This window comes from Sphingopyxis sp. 550A (genome assembly GCF_053569535.1).
In genome coordinates this window covers 3,382,705-3,399,938 of the sequence record NZ_CM131615.1, presented here as the reverse complement: position 1 = coordinate 3,399,938, position 17,234 = coordinate 3,382,705, and the positions used below count along the sequence as shown (strand labels likewise).

At 66.6% G+C, this 17,234-nt stretch carries 19 protein-coding genes; 11 read left to right on the top strand and 8 right to left on the bottom strand.

The genetic code is table 11. From position 1 onward, the window contains the following. Positions 1 to 153: 153 nt before the first annotated feature. The 11 genes from trbB to ACVENA_RS16405 are packed head-to-tail and all read left to right on the top strand — an operon-like array spanning position 154 to position 9,387. Positions 154 to 1,137 carry a P-type conjugative transfer ATPase TrbB gene (gene trbB / locus ACVENA_RS16455; protein WP_449326239.1) on the top strand — a complete coding sequence of 328 codons (984 nt, stop codon included), beginning with the start codon at positions 154 to 156 and terminating at the stop codon, positions 1,135 to 1,137. Next, complete coding sequence (locus ACVENA_RS16450) at positions 1,134 to 1,466, top strand: TrbC/VirB2 family protein (protein ID WP_449326238.1); 333 nt, start codon at positions 1,134 to 1,136, stop codon at positions 1,464 to 1,466. Before trbB ends, ACVENA_RS16450 begins: the two co-directional genes overlap by 4 nt. Further along, entirely contained in the window at positions 1,466 to 1,735 is a 270-nt protein-coding gene (locus tag ACVENA_RS16445) for a VirB3 family type IV secretion system protein (protein WP_449326237.1), read from the top strand. The genes ACVENA_RS16450 and ACVENA_RS16445 overlap by 1 nt, the downstream gene beginning before the upstream one ends. Then, entirely contained in the window at positions 1,732 to 4,167 is a 2,436-nt protein-coding gene (trbE, locus tag ACVENA_RS16440) for a conjugal transfer protein TrbE (protein WP_449326236.1), read from the top strand. Before ACVENA_RS16445 ends, trbE begins: the two co-directional genes overlap by 4 nt. Positions 4,168 to 4,180: 13 nt before the next feature. After that, positions 4,181 to 4,900, top strand: coding sequence for a P-type conjugative transfer protein TrbJ (trbJ, locus tag ACVENA_RS16435; protein WP_449326235.1), 720 nt, complete (start codon positions 4,181 to 4,183; stop codon positions 4,898 to 4,900). A 1-nt stretch (position 4,901) separates the two neighbouring features. After that, positions 4,902 to 5,156 carry a putative entry exclusion protein TrbK-alt gene (gene trbK-alt / locus ACVENA_RS16430; RefSeq protein WP_449326234.1) on the top strand — a complete coding sequence of 85 codons (255 nt, stop codon included), beginning with the start codon at positions 4,902 to 4,904 and terminating at the stop codon, positions 5,154 to 5,156. After that, positions 5,153 to 6,433 carry a P-type conjugative transfer protein TrbL gene (gene trbL / locus ACVENA_RS16425; RefSeq protein WP_449326233.1) on the top strand — a complete coding sequence of 427 codons (1,281 nt, stop codon included), beginning with the start codon at positions 5,153 to 5,155 and terminating at the stop codon, positions 6,431 to 6,433. Before trbK-alt ends, trbL begins: the two co-directional genes overlap by 4 nt. 2 nt (positions 6,434 to 6,435) lie before the next feature. Further along, a complete protein-coding gene (gene trbF / locus ACVENA_RS16420; RefSeq protein ID WP_449326232.1) occupies positions 6,436 to 7,119 on the top strand; it encodes a conjugal transfer protein TrbF in 684 nt (227 codons plus the stop codon). Beyond that, positions 7,116 to 7,967 (top strand): P-type conjugative transfer protein TrbG, encoded by an 852-nt coding sequence (gene trbG, locus ACVENA_RS16415; RefSeq protein WP_449326231.1) that lies wholly within the window; start codon positions 7,116 to 7,118, stop codon positions 7,965 to 7,967. Before trbF ends, trbG begins: the two co-directional genes overlap by 4 nt. A gap of 26 nt (positions 7,968 to 7,993) precedes the next feature. Beyond that, positions 7,994 to 9,169, top strand: a complete 1,176-nt coding sequence (locus tag ACVENA_RS16410) for a TrbI/VirB10 family protein (RefSeq protein ID WP_449326230.1) — start codon at positions 7,994 to 7,996, stop codon at positions 9,167 to 9,169. Next, the gene (locus ACVENA_RS16405; protein ID WP_449326229.1) at positions 9,166 to 9,387 is read left to right on the top strand and encodes a DUF2274 domain-containing protein; all 222 of its coding nucleotides are present in this window, start codon (positions 9,166 to 9,168) and stop codon (positions 9,385 to 9,387) included. The genes ACVENA_RS16410 and ACVENA_RS16405 overlap by 4 nt, the downstream gene beginning before the upstream one ends. 201 nt (positions 9,388 to 9,588) lie before the next feature. Here ACVENA_RS16405 and ACVENA_RS16400 read toward each other — a convergent pair whose 3' ends face one another. The 8 genes from ACVENA_RS16400 to lptC form a co-directional block, all read right to left on the bottom strand. After that, a complete protein-coding gene (locus tag ACVENA_RS16400; protein WP_449328959.1) occupies positions 9,589 to 9,837 on the bottom strand; it encodes a DUF1153 domain-containing protein in 249 nt (82 codons plus the stop codon). A gap of 362 nt (positions 9,838 to 10,199) precedes the next feature. Further along, complete coding sequence (locus tag ACVENA_RS16395) at positions 10,200 to 11,462, bottom strand: tyrosine-type recombinase/integrase (RefSeq protein WP_449326228.1); 1,263 nt, start codon at positions 11,460 to 11,462, stop codon at positions 10,200 to 10,202. Positions 11,463 to 11,594: 132 nt separating this feature from the next. After that, positions 11,595 to 12,326 (bottom strand): tRNA (guanine(46)-N(7))-methyltransferase TrmB, encoded by a 732-nt coding sequence (trmB, locus tag ACVENA_RS16390; RefSeq protein ID WP_449326227.1) that lies wholly within the window; start codon positions 12,324 to 12,326, stop codon positions 11,595 to 11,597. A 68-nt stretch (positions 12,327 to 12,394) separates the two neighbouring features. Then, complete coding sequence (gene metK / locus ACVENA_RS16385) at positions 12,395 to 13,615, bottom strand: methionine adenosyltransferase (RefSeq protein WP_257545042.1); 1,221 nt, start codon at positions 13,613 to 13,615, stop codon at positions 12,395 to 12,397. 54 nt (positions 13,616 to 13,669) lie between these two features. After that, positions 13,670 to 15,451 (bottom strand): apolipoprotein N-acyltransferase, encoded by a 1,782-nt coding sequence (gene lnt, locus ACVENA_RS16380; protein WP_449326226.1) that lies wholly within the window; start codon positions 15,449 to 15,451, stop codon positions 13,670 to 13,672. Between the two features lie 315 nt (positions 15,452 to 15,766). Further along, positions 15,767 to 15,919, bottom strand: coding sequence for a hypothetical protein (locus ACVENA_RS16375; RefSeq protein ID WP_257545038.1), 153 nt, complete (start codon positions 15,917 to 15,919; stop codon positions 15,767 to 15,769). Between the two features lie 98 nt (positions 15,920 to 16,017). Then, the gene (locus ACVENA_RS16370; protein ID WP_449326225.1) at positions 16,018 to 16,593 is read right to left on the bottom strand and encodes an LptA/OstA family protein; all 576 of its coding nucleotides are present in this window, start codon (positions 16,591 to 16,593) and stop codon (positions 16,018 to 16,020) included. Then, positions 16,590 to 17,231, bottom strand: a complete 642-nt coding sequence (gene lptC, locus ACVENA_RS16365; protein ID WP_449326224.1) for an LPS export ABC transporter periplasmic protein LptC — start codon at positions 17,229 to 17,231, stop codon at positions 16,590 to 16,592. The genes ACVENA_RS16370 and lptC overlap by 4 nt, the downstream gene beginning before the upstream one ends. Positions 17,232 to 17,234 lie beyond the last annotated feature (3 nt).

Here is a 17,234-nt window from a genome sequence, read left to right as displayed (position 1 = left end):
ATGTTACGTGCGCGGAGCCTACGCTACGGCCTGTCTTTCTTCGCCATCCTTCGATCTGAAAAGATCGCTGTTGAATTTGCGCGGCTCGTGCGTCTCTTACTCGTCCCCGTCGCGCCGGGCGCCGTTGCCCGGCCTCATGAAATGGGGATCCCGATGGGCGCAGAACCGATCCGGCTGGAGGCACGTCATCGCAGCGCGCGTATGCTTCGCACGGCGATGGGCGGCGCGATCGCGGACTGGCTTGCCGATCGCGACGTCATCGAAATCATGCTCAATCCCGATGGGCGGCTCTGGGTAGACCGGCTAGGACGGGGCATCGAGGATAGCGGTGCAACGCTGTCCGCGGCCGACGGCGAGCGCATCATCCGTCTCGTCGCGCATCACGTCGGAGCCGAAGTGCATGGCGCGGCGCCGCGCGTCTCCGCCGAGCTTCCCGACGGGGGTGAGCGCTTCGAGGGCCTGCTGCCGCCGGTCGTCGCCGCCCCGACCTTCGCCATCCGCAAACCCGCGATCGCGGTCTTCACGCTCGGTGACTATGTCGCCTCGGGGATCATGTCTGCCGGTGCGGCCGACGTGCTGCGCGCCGGGGTGCGCGACCGGCTGAACATCCTGGTCGCCGGCGGTACCGGCACCGGAAAGACGACGCTGACCAACGCCCTCCTCGCCGAAATTGCAGGCGGCAGCGACCGGATCGTGCTGATCGAGGATACACGCGAGTTGCAGTGCGCTGCGCCCAATCTCGTCGCGATGCGCACCAAGGATGGCGTCGCCTCGCTCTCGGACCTCGTCCGTTCGTCGCTGCGCCTTCGGCCCGATCGCATCCCGATCGGCGAGGTGCGCGGCGCCGAGGCGCTAGATCTTCTGAAAGCCTGGGGTACCGGCCATCCCGGCGGAGTCGGCACGATCCACGCCGGGAGCGCTCTCGGCGCGCTCCGCCGGATGGAGCAGCTGATCCAGGAAGCCGTGGTCACCGTGCCGCGCGCGTTGTTGGCCGAGACGATCAATCTCGTCGCTGTGCTTGTCCGCGACGGAACCGGGCGGCGTCTCGCCGAACTCTCGCGCGTCGACGGATTCGACCGGCTCAACCTCGAATATCGGCTCACGCACCTCATCACCCCCGAAGGAGACAATCGATGATCCATGCCGTCCGGCATGGCGCGCGACGCGCCATGCTTTGTTCGACCGCGCTGTTCTTCGCACTGGCCGTTGCGGCCCCGGCACAGGCCGGCGGCTCGTCGATGCCTTGGGAAGCGCCGCTGCAATCGATCCTCGAGAGCATCGAGGGGCCGGTCGCGAAGATCGTCGCGGTGATCATCATCATCGTGACCGGGCTCAGCCTTGCGTTCGGCGACACCTCGGGCGGCTTCCGCCGACTGGTCCAGATCGTGTTCGGCCTGTCGATCGCCTTCGCCGCCTCGAGCTTCTTCCTCTCCTTCTTCTCGTTCGGCGGCGGAGCGCTCGTCTGATGGGCCGGGAAGAGGAGGTGTCGGGATATTTCGCGCCGGTGCACCGGGCGCTGGCCGAGCCCATCCTGCTGGGCGGTGCGCCGCGGTCGCTCGCGATCGTCAACGGCACGCTCGCCGGCGCGGTCGGTCTCGGTCTTCGCCTCTGGCTCGTGGGCCTCGTCCTCTGGGCGGTCGGCCACGCCCTCTCGGTCTGGGCCGCCCGCCGCGACCCCGCCTTCGTCGACGTCGCCCGGCGTCACCTCAAATATCCTGTCTGGATGCGCCCATGATGAACTTCTCCGAATATCGATCGAAATCCGCCCGCCTCGCCGATTTTCTCCCTTGGGTCTGCCTGGTGGCGGCGGGCGTGGTGCTGAACAAGGACGGCTCCTTCCAGCGCACGGCGCGCTTTCGCGGGCCCGACCTCGACAGCGCCACGCCCGCCGAACTCGTCGCGGTCACAGCGCGGCTCAACAGCACGCTCCGGCGCCTGGGATCGGGATGGGCGGTGTTCGTCGAGGCACAGCGCGTGCCTGCCATCTCCTATCCCGTCTCGGAATTTCCCGATGTCGTATCGGAACTCGTCGACGTCGAGCGCCGCGAGCAATTCCGCGAGGAAGGCGCGCATTTCGAAAGCTTCTATTATCTGACCCTGCTCTGGATGCCGCCCGCCGAAGAAGCCGCGCGCGCCGAGGCATGGCTGTACGAGGGGCGCTCGAAGACCGGAGTCGATCCGAAGGAACTGCTCGCGGGCTTTATCGACCGCAGCTCGCGCGTGCTGCATCTCGTCGAGGGCTTCATGCCGGAGGCCGAATGGCTGGATGACGGCGAGACGCTGACCTATCTCCACAGCTGTATCTCGACCAAGGCGCAGCGCGTCCGCGTGCCCGAGACGCCCGTCTATCTCGATGCCCTCCTCGCCGACGAGGCGCTCGTCGGCGGGCTCGAGCCGCGGCTCGGCGACCATCATCTGCGCACGCTTACCATCACCGGTTTTCCGAGCGTCACCTTCCCCGGCCTGCTCGACGAGCTCAATCGCCAGGCCTTCGCCTATCGCTGGTCGTCGCGCGCGATCATGCTCGACAAGACCGACGCGACGAAGTTGCTGACGAAAATCCGGCGGCAGTGGTTCGCTAAGCGCAAGTCGATCGCCGCGATCTTGAAGGAGGTGATGACCAACGAGGCATCGGTCCTGATGGACAGCGACGCCTCGAACAAGGCGGCCGATGCCGACATGGCGCTGCAGGAACTCGGCGCCGACGAGGCGGGCATCGCCTATGTGACGGCGACGATTACCGTGTGGGATCGCGATCCTGCCCTCGCGGCCGAAAAGCTGCGGCTGGTCGAGAAGATCATCCAGAGCCGCGACTTCACCTGCACCGTCGAGGGGGTGAACGCGCTCGAAGCCTGGTTCGGGAGCCTCCCCGGCCATGTCTATGCCAATGTCCGCCAGCCCCCGGTCTCGACCCTTAATCTCGCCCACCTCGTCCCCCTCTCGGCGGTGTGGGCGGGGGCGGAACGGGACGAGCATTTCGGTGATGCCCCCTTGCTTTACGGCAAGACCGAAGGCTCGACCCCGTTCCGCCTTTCGCTGCATGTCGGCGACGTCGGCCATTGCCTCGTCGTCGGGCCGACCGGCGCCGGCAAGTCCGTACTCCTCGCGCTGATGGCGATGCAGTTCCGGCGCTACGAGGGCAATCAGATCTTCGCCTTCGACTATGGCGGTTCGATCCGCGCCGCGGCGCTCGGCATGGGCGGCGACTGGCAGGATCTCGGCGGCGCGCTTCATGATGCCGGCAGCCACGGGTCGGTCGCGCTGCAGCCTCTAGCGCGGATCGACGAGGCCGCCGAGCGTGCCTGGGCCGCCGAATGGCTCGCGGCGCTTCTCGCAGGCGAGGGTATCGCCGTCGATCCGGCGGCGAAGGAGCATATCTGGTCGGCGCTGACCTCGCTCGCGACTGCGCCGGTCGCCGAGAGGACGCTCACCGGCCTCGCTGTCCTGCTCCAGTCCCAGGAGCTGAAGCTCGCGCTCGCACCCTATCTGGTTGGCGGTCCCTGGGGCCGCCTGCTCGACGCCGAGGCCGAGCATCTCGGCTCCGCGCGTGTGCAGGCGCTCGAAACCGAAGGCCTCGTCGGCGCCGCGTCGGCCGCGACGGTGCTGTCCTATCTGTTCCACCGGATCGAAGGCCGCCTCGACGGCTCGCCGACGCTGATCATCATCGACGAAGGCTGGCTCGTTCTCGACAGCCCGGCCTTCGCGGCGCAGCTGCGCGAATGGCTGAAGACACTGCGCAAGAAGAATGCGAGCGTGATCTTCGCGACGCAGAGCCTTGCCGATATCGAAAGCTCCGCGATCGCGCCGGCGATCATCGAGAGCTGCCCGACCCGGATATTCCTGCCGAACGAGCGCGCGGCCGAGCCGCAGATCGCGCGGGTCTACGAGCGCTTTGGACTCAACCACCGGCAGATCGAAATCTTGAGCCGGGCGACGCCGAAGCGCGACTATTATTGCCAGTCGCGGCGGGGCAACCGCCTGTTCGACCTTGGTCTCGGCGACATCGCGCTCGCTTTCGCCGCCTCCTCCTCGAAATCCGACCAGATCCGCATCGGCGAGCTGATCGCCGCGCATGGCCAACAGCAGTTCGCCGCCGCCTGGCTTCGCCACCGCGGCCTGACCTGGGCCGCCGACCTGCTCGGCAATCTCGAAATCGCAGCACCCTGAAGGAGTGAAGTTGATGAAGAAGAATCTCTGTCGCCGTGCGGCGCTGGCCGGTCTGATCGCGATCGCTATGTTGCCCGCCGGTTCGATGATCGCGCCCGCTGCGGCGCAGATCGGCGGGATCGTCCACGACCCGCGCAACTATGCCCAGAATATCCTGACCGCCGCGCGCACGCTCGAGCAGATCAACAACCAGATCAAGCAGCTCCAGAACCAGGCGACCTCGCTCGTCAACGAGGCGCGCAATCTGCAGAGTCTGCCGACCTCGACGCTGCAGGAGCTGCAGGGCCAGGTCGACCGCACGCGAGAGCTTTTGAGCGAGGCGCAGCGCGTCGCCTTCGACGTCGGCGATATCCAGAAGGCGTTCGATGCCCGCTACAAGGGCGCGGCGCTGTCGGGTCCGCAGGCGGCGCTCGTCGCCAATGCTGAGGCGCGCTGGAACGACAGCGTCGGCGCCTTCCAGGACGCGATGAAGGTGCAGGCCGGCGTCGTCACCAACATGGGCGCGGCGCGCCAATCGATCTCGACGCTGGTAACCGCCAGCCAGTCGGCGAGCGGCGCGCTGCAGGCGGCACAGGCGGGCAACCAGCTGCTGGCGCTCCAGTCGCAGCAGCTCGGCGACCTCGCCGCCGCGATCGCGGCGCAGGGCCGCGCCGAAATGCTGGGTGCCGCGCGGGCCGCGGCGGCCGAGGCCGAAGGGCGCGAACGCTTCCGCCGCTTCCGCAAGGGCAATTGAAATGGGCCGGGCGGGGAAGCTCGTCGTCGGAGCGATCGTCGGCGGCATGGCGCTGACGCTCGCGCTTCTGGCAGCGGTCGACCCGCCTGCGCCGCAGGCGTCCGTTTTTGATCACATATCCGGAGCGGACGCAGGGCGCGACCTTGCTGAGACGCTGCGCCGCTGCCGAACCGTCACCGTTGCCGATGCGGAATGCGAGGCGGCCTGGGAGACGAAGCGCCGCCACTTCTTCGGCCAGGAAAGGCAAGAGCGATGAACGATACCGCCGTGATCGACCAGTTCCTGTCGGTCTTCTCGACCTATATCGATAGCGGCTTCGGGCTGCTCGGCGGCGAGGTCGGCTTTCTGTCGTCGACGCTGATCGTCATCGACGTGACGATCGCGGCGCTCTTCTGGGCGTGGGGCGCCGATGAGGATGTCCTCCAGCGTCTGGTCAAGAAGACGCTCTATATTGGCGTGTTCGCCTTCATCATCGGCAATTTCCAGAGCCTCGCCACCATCATGCTCGAAAGCTTCGCTGGGCTCGGCCTCAAGGCGAGCGGCGGCGCTATGGCGATCGGCGACTTCATGCGCCCGGGTTTCGTCGCGGCGACCGGCCTCGATGCCGCCGAGCCCCTGCTCGATGCATCGGCCGATCTGCTCGGGCCGGTCGGGCTTTTCACCAATTTCGTCCAGATCATGATCCTGCTCGTCGCTTGGGTGATCGTCGTGCTCGCCTTCTTCATTCTCGCGGTGCAGGTCTTCGTGACGATCCTCGAATTCAAACTCGTGACGCTCGCGGGCTTCGTCCTCATCCCCTTCGCTTTCTTCGGGCGTACGGCCTTCATGGCCGAGCGTGTGCTCGGCCATATCATTTCCTCGGGCATCAAGCTTCTCGTGCTCGCGGTCATCACCGGCATTGGGACGACCTTGTTCGACCGCTTCCTCGATGCCGGCGTCGGCCCCGAGCCTGATATCGAGCAGGCAATGGCGATCGCGCTCGGCGCGCTGACGCTTCTCGGACTCGGCATCTTCGGCCCCAGCGTCGCCAACGGCATCGTCGCGGGCGGGCCGCAGCTCGGAGCCGGTGCGGCTGCAGGAACCGCCGTCGCGGCTGGCGCGACGCTCGCTGCCGGTGCGGCCGGCGCGACGCTCGCCGGCGGTGCGGCAGCCACCGCGGCGCGCGGCACCGCCGCAGCGGGAGCGCGCGGGGCCGGCAGCGCCTCGGCGGCCTATTCCGCGGGAGCGGCCGGGAAGAGCGGGGCAGGGGCCGTCGGTTCCGGCCTGGCCAACGTCGCGCGCAGTGCGGCCAGCGGCGCCGCATCGCCGCTTCGCCGCGCTGCGGAGAAGCTGCGAGCCGACTTCGAGGCCGGGCGCAGCGGGTCCGCCGAGGGCGCTGCGCCTTCCCGGTCTGCCGACGGTCCGCCCGCATGGGCGGCGGCGATGCGCCGCCGGCAGATGGTGACGCAGGGCGCGACCATTGGCGCCCACACTCTCAAGGGCGGCGATAGCCATGGCGGCGGCTCGGCTCCCGACATCAGCGAAAAGGACTGATCATGTTCAAGCGACCTACCAACCATTATGGCCAAACGCCCGAGCCGGTGACGCCCTACCAGCGCGCGGCGCAGGTCTGGGACGATCGCATCGGGTCGGCGCGTGTTCAGGCGAAGAACTGGCGCCTCGCCTTTTTCGGTTCCCTCCTCCTCTCGGGCGGGCTCGCCGGCGGCCTCATCTGGCATTCGGCGCGCGGTACGATCACGCCCTGGGTGGTCGAAGTCGACAAGCTCGGCGAGGCCCGCGCGGTCGCGCCCGCGGACGAGGACTATCAGCCGACCGATCCGCAAACCGCGTTCCACCTCGCGCGTTTCATCGAGCATATCCGCTCGATCCCGGCCGATCCGGTCGTGCTGCGCAAGGACTGGCTCGCGGCCTATGATTTCACCACCGCGGCGGGCGCACAGGCGCTCAATGACCATGCACGCAATAACGACCCCTTCGCCGAGGTCGGCAAGGTCCAGGTCGCGGTCGATGTGTCGAGCGTGATCCGCGCTTCGAAGGACAGCTTCCGCATCGCCTGGACCGAGCGCCGCTATCAGGACGGCAGCCTTGTCGAGACGTCGCGCTGGTCCGCGATCCTCACCGTCACCCATGTACCGCCGCGCACCCCCGACGCTCTGCGCCGCAATCCGCTCGGCGTTTTTGTGTCCGCTATTTCATGGTCCAAGGAGCTCAATCAATGAAGCCCGTTTCCCCCGAATTTCTTCTCGCCGGCGCCGCCTTGCTCGGCCTGGCGTCGCCTTCGATTGCCGCTGAAAGCCGCGATCCGCGCCAGAATGTCGGGCGCGCGAATGATGCCGCCCGTGTCCAGCCCGAGCGGGCCACCTTCCTCAATGCTATCCAGAAATACGCCTGGGCCGAAGGGGCACTCTACCAGGTTTACGCATCGCCGGGGCAGGTCACCGATATCGTTCTGCAGGAGGGTGAGGAGCTCGTCGGGCCGGGGCCCGTTGCCGCCGGCGATACGGTCCGGTGGATCATCGGCGACACGGTGAGCGGCAGCGGAGCCAGTCGCCGGGTACATATCTTGGTGAAGCCGACGCGACCCGACATCATGACGAATATCGTCATCAACACGAGCAGACGGACCTATCATATCGAGCTGCGCGCAACGCCCGCGACTTACATGGCATCGGTGTCCTGGTCCTATCCGGAAGCCGAGCTCATCGCGCTGCGCACGGCCGAAGCGGAGCGCGAGCGGGCCGCTCCGATTGCGGCAGGACTCGATCTTGGCGCGCTCAACTTTCGCTATCGGCTCTCTGGCGACAAGCCCGGGTGGCGCCCGGTAAGGGTCTTCGACGACGGGCGGCAGACCTTCGTGGAGTTCGGCGACGATATCGCGACGGGCGAGATGCCGCCGCTGTTCGCCACCGGTGCGAAAGGGGAGGCGGAGCTTCTCAACTACCGTGTGCAGGGGCGCTACATGATCGTCGACCGGCTGTTCGAGCGCGGCGAACTGCGGATGGGCGCCGGCCGCGCGGCGCGCAAGGTGATCATCGAACGCGTCGCACGCGGCGGGGACCGCTCATGAGCGCGCCGGAACGGGACGATGCGATTGTGGCTGAGCCCGCAGCAGCCCCCGCCGCCGGTGCCGAAGCTTTCCGGCTCGGCGCCGAACCGCCGAAAGTCATGCGCCTCTCGCGCAAGTCGATTGCCATCATGGGCGGTGCCTCGGGCATCGCGATCGGCGGCGCGCTGCTCTACGCACTCCAGTCGGAGAAGCCGAAGGTGGCGGAAAACCTCCATAACAGTGATCGGGCAAACCGGTCCGAGCTCGTGACCGGTGCGCCGGGTGATTATGACAAGATTCCAAAGCTCGGTGACCCGCTCCCCGGCGACCTCGGGCGGCCGATTCTCGCGGCGCGCGAAAAGGGCCAGGCGGCACCTATTCCCCCGATTGGCGCGCCGCCTGCCGACTCCCGGGCAACTGCCGCCGAACAGGCACGCGCGCGGGTAGCACAGGAGCGCGACAGTGCTCGGGCCAGCCAGATATTTCTTGGTGGCGGGGCATCTCTTCCATCTCCTGCGCCGGTCTTGGGCGATACGGCACTGCCGCTCTCGCCCGGCAATCCGCAAGCCGTTCAAACTTTGGCCGGAAAGCGGAGGGATTTCCTCGGCGGCGGCAATGCGCGGCCGACGGAAAGCGCGGCGCGGATCGTCGCGCCCTCGTCGCCTTATGTGGTTCAGGCGGGCAGTGTGATTCCGGCCGCGCTCATCACTGGCATCCGCTCCGACCTCCCGGGGCAGGTCACGGCGCAGGTGACCCAGAATGTCTATGACAGCCCCACCGGCCGCATTCTGCTGATTCCGCAGGGCGCGCGGCTAATCGGCGAATATGACAGCGAGATCGCTGACGGGCAGAACCGGGTGCTGCTCGTCTGGGAGAGGCTCATCCTTCCGGGCGGCCGTTCGCTCGCGCTCGATCGCCAGCCAGGCGCCGACGCGTCGGGCCGGGCAGGCCTCGCCGATCGCACCGACCATCATTGGGGTCGGGTGTTGCGCGCCGCGCTGATATCGACCCTGCTCGGCATCGGTGTCGAAACGGGATCGGGCGGCGATGACGCCCTCCTTCGGGCGCTCCGGGACGGGGCGCAGGACAGCGTGAACCAGGCGGGTCAGCGGATCGTGGAGCGCGAGATGAAGGTGCCGCCAACGCTCACCATCCGCCCAGGCCATCCACTACGCGTCATCGTGACGCGCGACCTTGTGTTCGAACAGGGGAGCAAAGGATGAGCCGCCTTCGGCTTGGACCGATCGCCGATGACAAGCCGGTCAAATTGACGATCGAGGTTCCGGGACGGCTTCACCGCGATCTGCTCGTCTATGCCGAGATCCACGCGAAAGCCACGGGCCTCGCTGAGCCGCTGGCGCCCGAGAAGATTGCGGTCCCTATGATCGAGCGCTTCATTTCGGCCGACCGCGGGTTCGCGACTGCGCGGCGGCAGCGCTGAGGGCAGCAGGCCGCATCCGACGAAGATTGACGACAGTTTGCGCGGGCGATCCAGTCCCGAGGCGTCCGGTGTGATGCCGCCAGGCACGATTCAATCTGAGAGAACTTCTCCCTTTGTGGGAAGGGGCGGCGCGGAGGGACCAGTCTGCCGCGCCGCCCCGAAAGCTGCCGCGCGCGGTGGGGGCGCGCGCGGCAACCTAATCTATCTCTTTGCGGCGCCCCTCGCGGCTTGCGGCTTCGTGACGCGCAGTCCCGGCACCCCGGCGCGGTCGACCGCGCGCCGCCACGCCGCAAGTTCTTCGGGACTCAGACGGTAACGCGCGCGCGCTTCGCTCGCGGGTATCAGCCCGCCATCGATCGCCGCGAGCACTTCCGCCTTGCGGCGACTCACCCAATAGGCCGTGCACGATGGCGGCAGGTCGCCGAGCGATATTGGCCCGGTCGGCCCCATGACGGACCTTTGGATGCGCTTCGGTTCCGGCACTGCGACATCTCCATCCGCTTCGTGCCCCCCGATCGAAATCTGCCGCCGCAAGGTTAACAAAAGGTTTCGAAATGCGGCCCAAGATGGTGGTTTACGCTACGGAAGGGGCGCCCCCGTCGCTTTTGGCGTTTTGGTACAATCGGCCCGCGCGGGCAGCCCCTAAGGGCGCCGGGCGACCCAGAAGAGCTCGCCTTTCTTGCAAGGGCCAGATCTTCATTCCTGCGCCCGCCCGCGTTCTCGTCGGGCGGGCACTTTTTCAACCTTCCTGGTGTTCTGGACCATTCGGCGTTTGTATCTCGCCATTGCGCCATGCGTCGTTGGCGGGAGCATCATTGACGGACGGTCGGGTCCGAAGCTGGAGCAGGCTGCGGAAAAGCACGCATGGCAGTCGTTGCTGCCTGGATCGCCGAGGAAACATGATCATTCCACAGTTTTAACGCCTCTTGCTTTTCTTCCTTCCAGTCGTGGCGCTGATATATTCCGGCCACACCCGCACGCGAACCGCCCACATGGTTCAGCACAGCCTCAGTGACTTCGAAGCGGATCCCGAGCCGCTGAAATCCTGTTGCGAGCGTGCGCCTCAGGTCATGCAGACGCCAGTCGGGCACGGGCTCGCCGCCGTCATGCGATAAGAGCAGAACCAGTTTGTCTTTGCCCTTGCTGTAGCCCGTGAAAGCGCCTCCGCGCGCCGTCGCGAACAGCTTCCCGGCACGCGGCCATTTTGCTGTGCCGGCCACCTGATCCAGAACGGCAACGGCGAGATCGTTCAGTGGTATCTGGTTCGATTTGCCATTCTTTGCCCGTTCCTTTGGCAAGGTCCACATACGTTCGGCTTGGTCGACCTCCTCCCAGCGAAGCGACGAAACTTCCTCTCGTCGCTGTCCAGTGACGATCAGCAGCCGAATGATAGGGCCGAAGCAATGGTGCGTGTGCGGCGCCGCGAGCCAGATGCGGGCGACCTCTTGGTCGGACAGCCAGCGGTCGCGCGGCGTAACGGCGCGCGGTGTCTCCATCCCCTCCATCGGGCTGCGGTCGATATCCCCACGGCTCACCGCCCAGCGAAAGAGCCGGCGCATCACCGCAAAGACGTTTCGGATATTGCCGATCTGTTCCCTCGGCATCCTGTCCATCACCGCAACAATATCGGAGCGGACAAGCCGGGGCAGGGGCTTGGAGCCCAACACCGGCTTCACGTGGAGTCTCAGGGCTTGCCCGGCAAGCCGCTTCCAACCTTTGCCAACGCAAGAGTCGACAAATCGATCGGCATAATTGTCGAACGCGAGATCGACCGCCTCACGCCGGCGCTGCCGCTCCGTCTCTCCGGGATCCGTGCCTTGAGCGACGAGAATGAACAGCCGTTCCGCTTCGGCTCTCGCCGTGGTTGGGCTCCAAGGCGAGCCGTGACTGCCGATCGTATATCGGCGGGTCTTGGATTCTCGTCCGCCCATTCGAAATTGCAGGACGTATGAAACGGCCCCCGATTTTGTTCGCTTGGCGCCGAAGCCCCTTATGCTATCATCCCAGAGGATGTCATTTTCGCTGCTTGCGATGAGAGCATCGATAGAGCGTTTCGTGATCTTTCCGCGTGCCATAAATGGGTCTCCCAATACGGCGTTTCCAGCAATCACCGGGCAATCACCGTGACGGAAATTGCCGCGTAATTGGGGAAAAGATAGCACAGGGAAGGCCTAGAAAAAACTAGCCTTTTCAACTCTATAGCTCTCTTATTTACGCCTCCAGCGGAAGTACCAGACCTCATGCCCCTGTGCGCGCGCCTTGGCTTCATAGCGGGTTTCGGGCCAGCCGCCGGGGCGGACGAGGAAGTCCTTCGATTCCTGCGCCAGCCATTCGAACTGGTGACGATGGCGCCGCATCACCATCAGCGCGTGCGCGAGATAGACGGGATGGTCGGTGCCGAAGCGGAACTCGCCGCCGGGCTTCAGCTTCGCGGCGATCAGGTCGAGCGGCCCGTCGTTCATCATCCGCCGCTTCGCGTGGCGGACTTTGGGCCAGGGGTCGGGGTGCAGCAGATAGGCGAAGCTCAGCGCGCCATCGTCTATGCGGCGCAGCACCTCGAGCGCGTCGCCATGGTGGATACGGACATTGGCGAGCGGCAGGCGCGCGCCGCCCTTTTCGGCGAGATGCGGGTCGCCCGAAACATGGACGAGCGCCTGCGCGACGCCGTTGACGAAGGGTTCGGCGCCGATGAAGCCATGGTCGGGCAGCATGTCGGCGCGCGCCGCCATATGCTCGCCGCCGCCGAAACCGATCTCGAAGTGCAGGGGGCGGTCATAGCCGAACAGCAATTCGGCGGTGACCGGCCCCTCGGCCGGAACCGCGATCTGCGGCAACAGATTGTCGACCAGATCCTGCTGGCCCGCGCGCAGGGGCTTGCCCTTGGCGCGGCCATAGAGGCGGTTGAGGGTGGTCGGATCGCCCGATTTATAAGCTGTCATGGCGCGCGCCCTATATCATATCGTCGCCCCCGCGAAGGCGGGAGCCGCGCTTCTTGTCGGGCGATTCCCTATTTCAGAAACTGCAGCGCATCCACCAGATCGGTGCGCTCCCACGGGAAGGCGTCGCCGTCCGCGGTGCGGCCGAAATGGCCGTAAGCGGCGGTCTGCTTGTAGATCGGCTTGTTGAGGCCGAGGTGGGTGCGGATGCCCTTGGGCGTCAGCCGGACGAGCTGCGGCAGCGCCTGTTCGAGCGCGGCTTCGCTCACCCCCTCGGCGCCGGTGCCGTGCAGGTCGACATAGACCGACAGCGGCTCGGCGACGCCGATCGCGTAGCTCAATTGGATCGTGCAGCGGCGCGCGAGGCCCGCAGCGACGATATTCTTGGCGAGGTAGCGCGTGACATAGGCGGCCGAGCGGTCGACCTTGGTCGGGTCCTTGCCGCTGAACGCGCCGCCGCCGTGCGGGCTGGCGCCGCCATAGGTGTCGACGATGATCTTGCGGCCGGTCAGCCCGGCGTCGCCGTCGGGGCCGCCGATCTCGAACCGCCCGGTCGGGTTGATGTGATAGACGGTGTTCGCGGTCAGCAGCTCGGCGGGCAGCACGTCGGCGATCACGCCGAGCACATATTTGCGAAGTTCCTGATATTTCGCCTCGTCGCCTTCGCCGCTGTGGAAGAAATAGCCCGGCGCGTGCTGGGTCGACACGACGATCGCGGTCGCCTCGACCGGGCGCTCATTGGCGTAGCGCAGCGTGACCTGGCTCTTCGCATCGGGTTCGAGGAAGGGCGCGATGCCCGCCTTGCGGTCCGCGGCCATGCGCTCGAGGATCTTGTGGCTGTAATCGAGCGTCGCGGGCATCAGGTCGGGCGTCTCGTCGGAGGCATAGCCGAACATGATGCCCTGGTCGCCCGCGCCTTCGTCCTTGTCGGCGCTCTCGTCGACGCCCTGCGCGATATGCGCCGACTGGCCGTGGAGGTTGTTCTCGAAACGGAACTGGTTCCAGTGGAAGCCCGCCTGTTCGTACCCGATTTCCTTGACCGTCTGGCGGACGGTGGCCTCGATCTCGTCGAGCGCGCCGGGCGCCCATTCGCCATCCTCGAACACGCCCTTGCAGCGGATTTCGCCCGCCAGCACGACGAGCTGCGTCGTGGTCAGCGTCTCGCACGCGACGCGCGCTTCGGGATCCTTCGACAGGAACAGATCGACGATCGAATCCGAAATCTGGTCGGCGACCTTGTCGGGATGGCCTTCGGAGACGCTTTCGGAGGTGAAGAGGAAGCTATTGCGCATGGAAGAGGCCTTTTGGGTTATCCAATATAAAGGATGCTTTATGTCGCGCCGCTGTTAGCGTCCGCGCCGCCGAAAGGCAATGGCGGCCGCGAGCAGCAGCAGCGCAAATCCGACCGGCAGCACATTGCCATGGCGTGCGAAGAGCGTCGGCGCGTGGGCCCTGGGAACGAAGCTGTCGATACGTCCGGCCGCGTGCATCGGCAGCGAATCGAGGACGCGGCCGTCGGCGTCGATCACCGCGCTGATCCCCGTCGGGGTCGCGCGGATCACGGGCAGCCCCTCCTCGATCGCGCGGAGCCGCGCCTGCGCCAGATGCTGCGGCGGACCCCAGCCTCCGAACCAGGCGTCGTTCGAGGGATTGAAGAGGAAATCGGGGCGGTGGGTGCGGTCGACGACCTGCCCCGAAAAAATGATCTCGTAACAGATCTGCAGCCCGACCTGGCCGAAACGGCCGAGATCGAGCGTGTGCGGGCCGGGGCCGGGCCAGAAATCCACGTCGCCCGGCGCAAGGCGCGACAGACCGATCGCCGACAGGATCGGCCGCATCGGCAGATATTCGCCGTAGGGGACGAGGTGCGCCTTGTCATAGCGCGCGCCGAGCGTGCCGTCGGCGTGGACCGTCATCACCGCGTTGCGCGCGCCGACGACGCTGCCGTCGCGTCCGAGTTCGAGTTTCAGCGCGCCGAGCAGCATCACGTCGTTCGGGTTCATCAGGTCGGTCAGCCGCCCGCGCGCCTCGGCGGGCGAGCGGTCGTAATAGACGGCGGGATAGCCGGTCTCCAGATAATCGGGAATCGCCGCCTCGGGCCACAGGATCAGGCGCGGCGTGTCGTCCTTCGGCGCGGTCAGTCGCGCGAGCTTGGCGAAATTGGCGTCGGCCTTGCCGCCCTCCCATTTGTCCTGCTGGCCGACGTTGGGCTGGACGACGGTGATGAGGGTGCCCCGTTCGGTCCGTATACGGGCGGCCATTTCTTCCAGCGTCTCGTTCTTGGGTGGCGCGGAAGGAATATTGTCATGCCGCGAAGGCCACAGACCGGCGATCATCATCAGCACGAAGAGTCCGGCGCCAAAGGCCAAAAACTTGGCAAAGCGCCGCGTATCGAATTCTTTGAGCGGCGCGCCAGCCAGATCGCTCTGGCTGCGGGGATCGGGAATGCCGCGTCTCTTGAAATCACGGAGGATGACATATTCTTCGATGGAGGCCGCGATCACCCCGCACCAGATGATGACGAGTCCGCTGACGCCATAGGTGCCGAGGGTTTCGAGATGGTTTTCACCCAATATCCCGGCGAGATTGCCCGCCAGCGAAACCGCGGCGAGCGGATTCCATGCAAAGCCGGTAAAGACCCATGCCCGCAGCCATTCGGTGACGATCCACAATGCGGCGAAGCTCAGCAGATAGGACCATGTGATCCTGGCGAAGGGCAGTGCCCGTGGCGCGCCATAGGCGCGGTGCGGCGGCGCAGCGGCGCACCGCCGCACCATCCACGCCCCCCACGCCGCAAGCGCTGGATAGACCGCCAGATACAGCGACAATAACACCACAGCGACCCACCCCAGCCACGCGGGCATCGCCGCCTGATAGGTAAAGGCGGTCGCGATCCAGTTCAGTCCGATCGTGAAATGCCCGACCCCGAACGCCCAACCCACGCCGAGCGCGCGCCGCCCCTTGGAACTCCGCGCGACGAGCGCCATCCAGCCCGCGAAGGTGAGCAGGGTCATCGGCCAGAGGTTCAGCGGCGCGAAGCCGGTCGCCGACACGGCACCGAGAGCCAGCGCGAGGAGCTTCGGCCAGCGATCGGCGAAAGCGATGATGCGGGAAGAGGTCGCGGTCACGCGCGCTGCTTTAGCCGCGCGGCGGTCCCGCGACAATGACGCTTGCGCGTTTCGGGACGGCGGACGATGAACAGATGTGCCGAGTGCTTGCGACCGGGAGCGGACAAGCGATCCTCCCCGGCACGGGGAGGGGGACCATGGAAGGTGGTGGAGGGGCACCCTCGGTTTACGCTTCTATCCAGAAAAGGCGCGCCATGACGCACCTGCCCCTCCACCACCTTCGGTGGTCCCCCTCCCCGTGCCGGGGAGGAGCGGCGACGGCCGCTCCCCAGCCCAAAGCGGACCTCAAACCGATCCTCTGCGCATGACGGATGCTCAGCGCGCTTTCGATGGCCCCGCATGGCGGATGATCCGGTCGATCAGCCGCCGTTCCTCGCTCGTCGGTTCGGCGGGTTCGGCGGTGACCTCAGCGGGCTTGCGGCGGCCGAACATCGGGCGACGGACGGGAAGCAGGGGGGAATATCGCATCGGAGCACGCCTTGACCACGCGGCCGCCCCCCGCGCCGCAAAGCCCCCCGGCGCCGACCCTCGCGCGCGGGAGCTTGCCCAAGGATTAAGGCGTAAGGTTACTGCTTCCTTTGCGGAACCGAAAAGGTGCCGGTGACGCGCCCGTTGGTGCCGCCGGTGATCGGATTGCCGTCGGGGCCGCGCGCCGCGCCGCGCCCGTCGACCGTCGCGCGGCCGCTGTTCAGGTCGATCACCAGCCGCCCGCCGGTCAGGTGATTGCCGCCCTGGTTGAGCTGGACGTTGCCGACCATCGTGATCAGTCGCTTGTCGAGGTCATAGATGGCGACATTGCCCTTCGCGGTCTCGTCGCCCTTGTTCACCGTCACTCCGCCGGTCGCGTCGAGGCGGTTGACGTCGGTGCCACCCGAGCGCGTGTAGGCGACGGTCATCCGCGGCGCCTTTACCGTGAGACCCGCCTGCGTCACCGTCACCCCGCCTGCCAGCACGACGCGGTCGGCGCGGTCCTGCACCTCGATGCTGCCCGCGTCGAAATCGACCGGGGCGTTGCTGTTGTGGTTGGCGAGTGCCTGCGCCTGCGCCGGGGCGCCGCCGCCGGTCGCGAGGATGCCCAGGCTGGTGAGCGCGAAGCCCGCGCCCGCGAGCATGGCGCTCTTCATCGTCCAAAGCCCCTTCATTTCTTCAGCGCTCCCTGATTGATCCTCAGCTTGGCATTGCCCGACAGGCGCACGACGCGGCTGTCGAGGTCGGCGACAAGCTGGTTGGCCGAAAAATGGCCGATGTTCAACGTGCCGTCGACGCCGCCGGTGCCCGCGAGGCTGCGGCCTTTCAGGTCGATCGCGACATTGCTCGCGTCGATCGCATAGCCGTCGGCGCTGCGCACCTTCACCGTGCCGGGCACCGACACTTTTTCGCTATCCATGTCATATTGCCCTTCGGCGGCGGCGATCGTCGCCGGGCCGTCCTTCAGACGAATCGCACCCGAAAGCTGCTGCATCCGCACGATCGGCTCGGCCGAGCTCTTCTGCACCGCGCTCCCCGCGAGCAGGGCAAAGGGCTGACCCTTCGAATCCTGGCCGCGATATTCGGCGCGCGTCACCTTCATCCGCTCGCTCGCCATATCGACCTTGTCCTTGGCGAGGAGGAAGCTGATTTCGGTGCGCTGGGTGAAGGGCGAGAAGACGAGCACCGCGGCGATCACCCCGATGACGAGCGGCAGGCCATAGCGCAGGAGGCGCACGACGCGGTCGTGGCTCGACCCCTTCGCAGCCCACAGGCGGCGCATCGTGCGGTCATGGTCGGCGCGTTCGGACATGAT

Excerpts from the sequence above, each read along its gene's own strand:
- trbB (WP_449326239.1), top strand. The coding sequence starts at position 154 with ATGGGCGCAGAACCGATCCGGCTGGAGGCACGTCATCGCAGCGCGCGT.
- ACVENA_RS16450 (WP_449326238.1), top strand. The coding sequence starts at position 1,134 with ATGATCCATGCCGTCCGGCATGGCGCGCGACGCGCCATGCTTTGTTCG.
- ACVENA_RS16445 (WP_449326237.1), top strand. The coding sequence starts at position 1,466 with ATGGGCCGGGAAGAGGAGGTGTCGGGATATTTCGCGCCGGTGCACCGG.
- trbE (WP_449326236.1), top strand. The coding sequence starts at position 1,732 with ATGATGAACTTCTCCGAATATCGATCGAAATCCGCCCGCCTCGCCGAT.
- trbJ (WP_449326235.1), top strand. The coding sequence starts at position 4,181 with ATGAAGAAGAATCTCTGTCGCCGTGCGGCGCTGGCCGGTCTGATCGCG.
- trbK-alt (WP_449326234.1), top strand. The coding sequence starts at position 4,902 with ATGGGCCGGGCGGGGAAGCTCGTCGTCGGAGCGATCGTCGGCGGCATG.
- trbL (WP_449326233.1), top strand. The coding sequence starts at position 5,153 with ATGAACGATACCGCCGTGATCGACCAGTTCCTGTCGGTCTTCTCGACC.
- trbF (WP_449326232.1), top strand. The coding sequence starts at position 6,436 with ATGTTCAAGCGACCTACCAACCATTATGGCCAAACGCCCGAGCCGGTG.
- trbG (WP_449326231.1), top strand. The coding sequence starts at position 7,116 with ATGAAGCCCGTTTCCCCCGAATTTCTTCTCGCCGGCGCCGCCTTGCTC.
- ACVENA_RS16405 (WP_449326229.1), top strand. The coding sequence starts at position 9,166 with ATGAGCCGCCTTCGGCTTGGACCGATCGCCGATGACAAGCCGGTCAAA.
- ACVENA_RS16400 (WP_449328959.1), bottom strand. The coding sequence starts at position 9,837 with ATGGGGCCGACCGGGCCAATATCGCTCGGCGACCTGCCGCCATCGTGC.
- ACVENA_RS16395 (WP_449326228.1), bottom strand. The coding sequence starts at position 11,462 with ATGGCACGCGGAAAGATCACGAAACGCTCTATCGATGCTCTCATCGCA.
- trmB (WP_449326227.1), bottom strand. The coding sequence starts at position 12,326 with ATGACAGCTTATAAATCGGGCGATCCGACCACCCTCAACCGCCTCTAT.
- metK (WP_257545042.1), bottom strand. The coding sequence starts at position 13,615 with ATGCGCAATAGCTTCCTCTTCACCTCCGAAAGCGTCTCCGAAGGCCAT.
- ACVENA_RS16375 (WP_257545038.1), bottom strand. The coding sequence starts at position 15,919 with ATGCGATATTCCCCCCTGCTTCCCGTCCGTCGCCCGATGTTCGGCCGC.
- ACVENA_RS16370 (WP_449326225.1), bottom strand. The coding sequence starts at position 16,593 with ATGAAGGGGCTTTGGACGATGAAGAGCGCCATGCTCGCGGGCGCGGGC.
- lptC (WP_449326224.1), bottom strand. The coding sequence starts at position 17,231 with ATGTCCGAACGCGCCGACCATGACCGCACGATGCGCCGCCTGTGGGCT.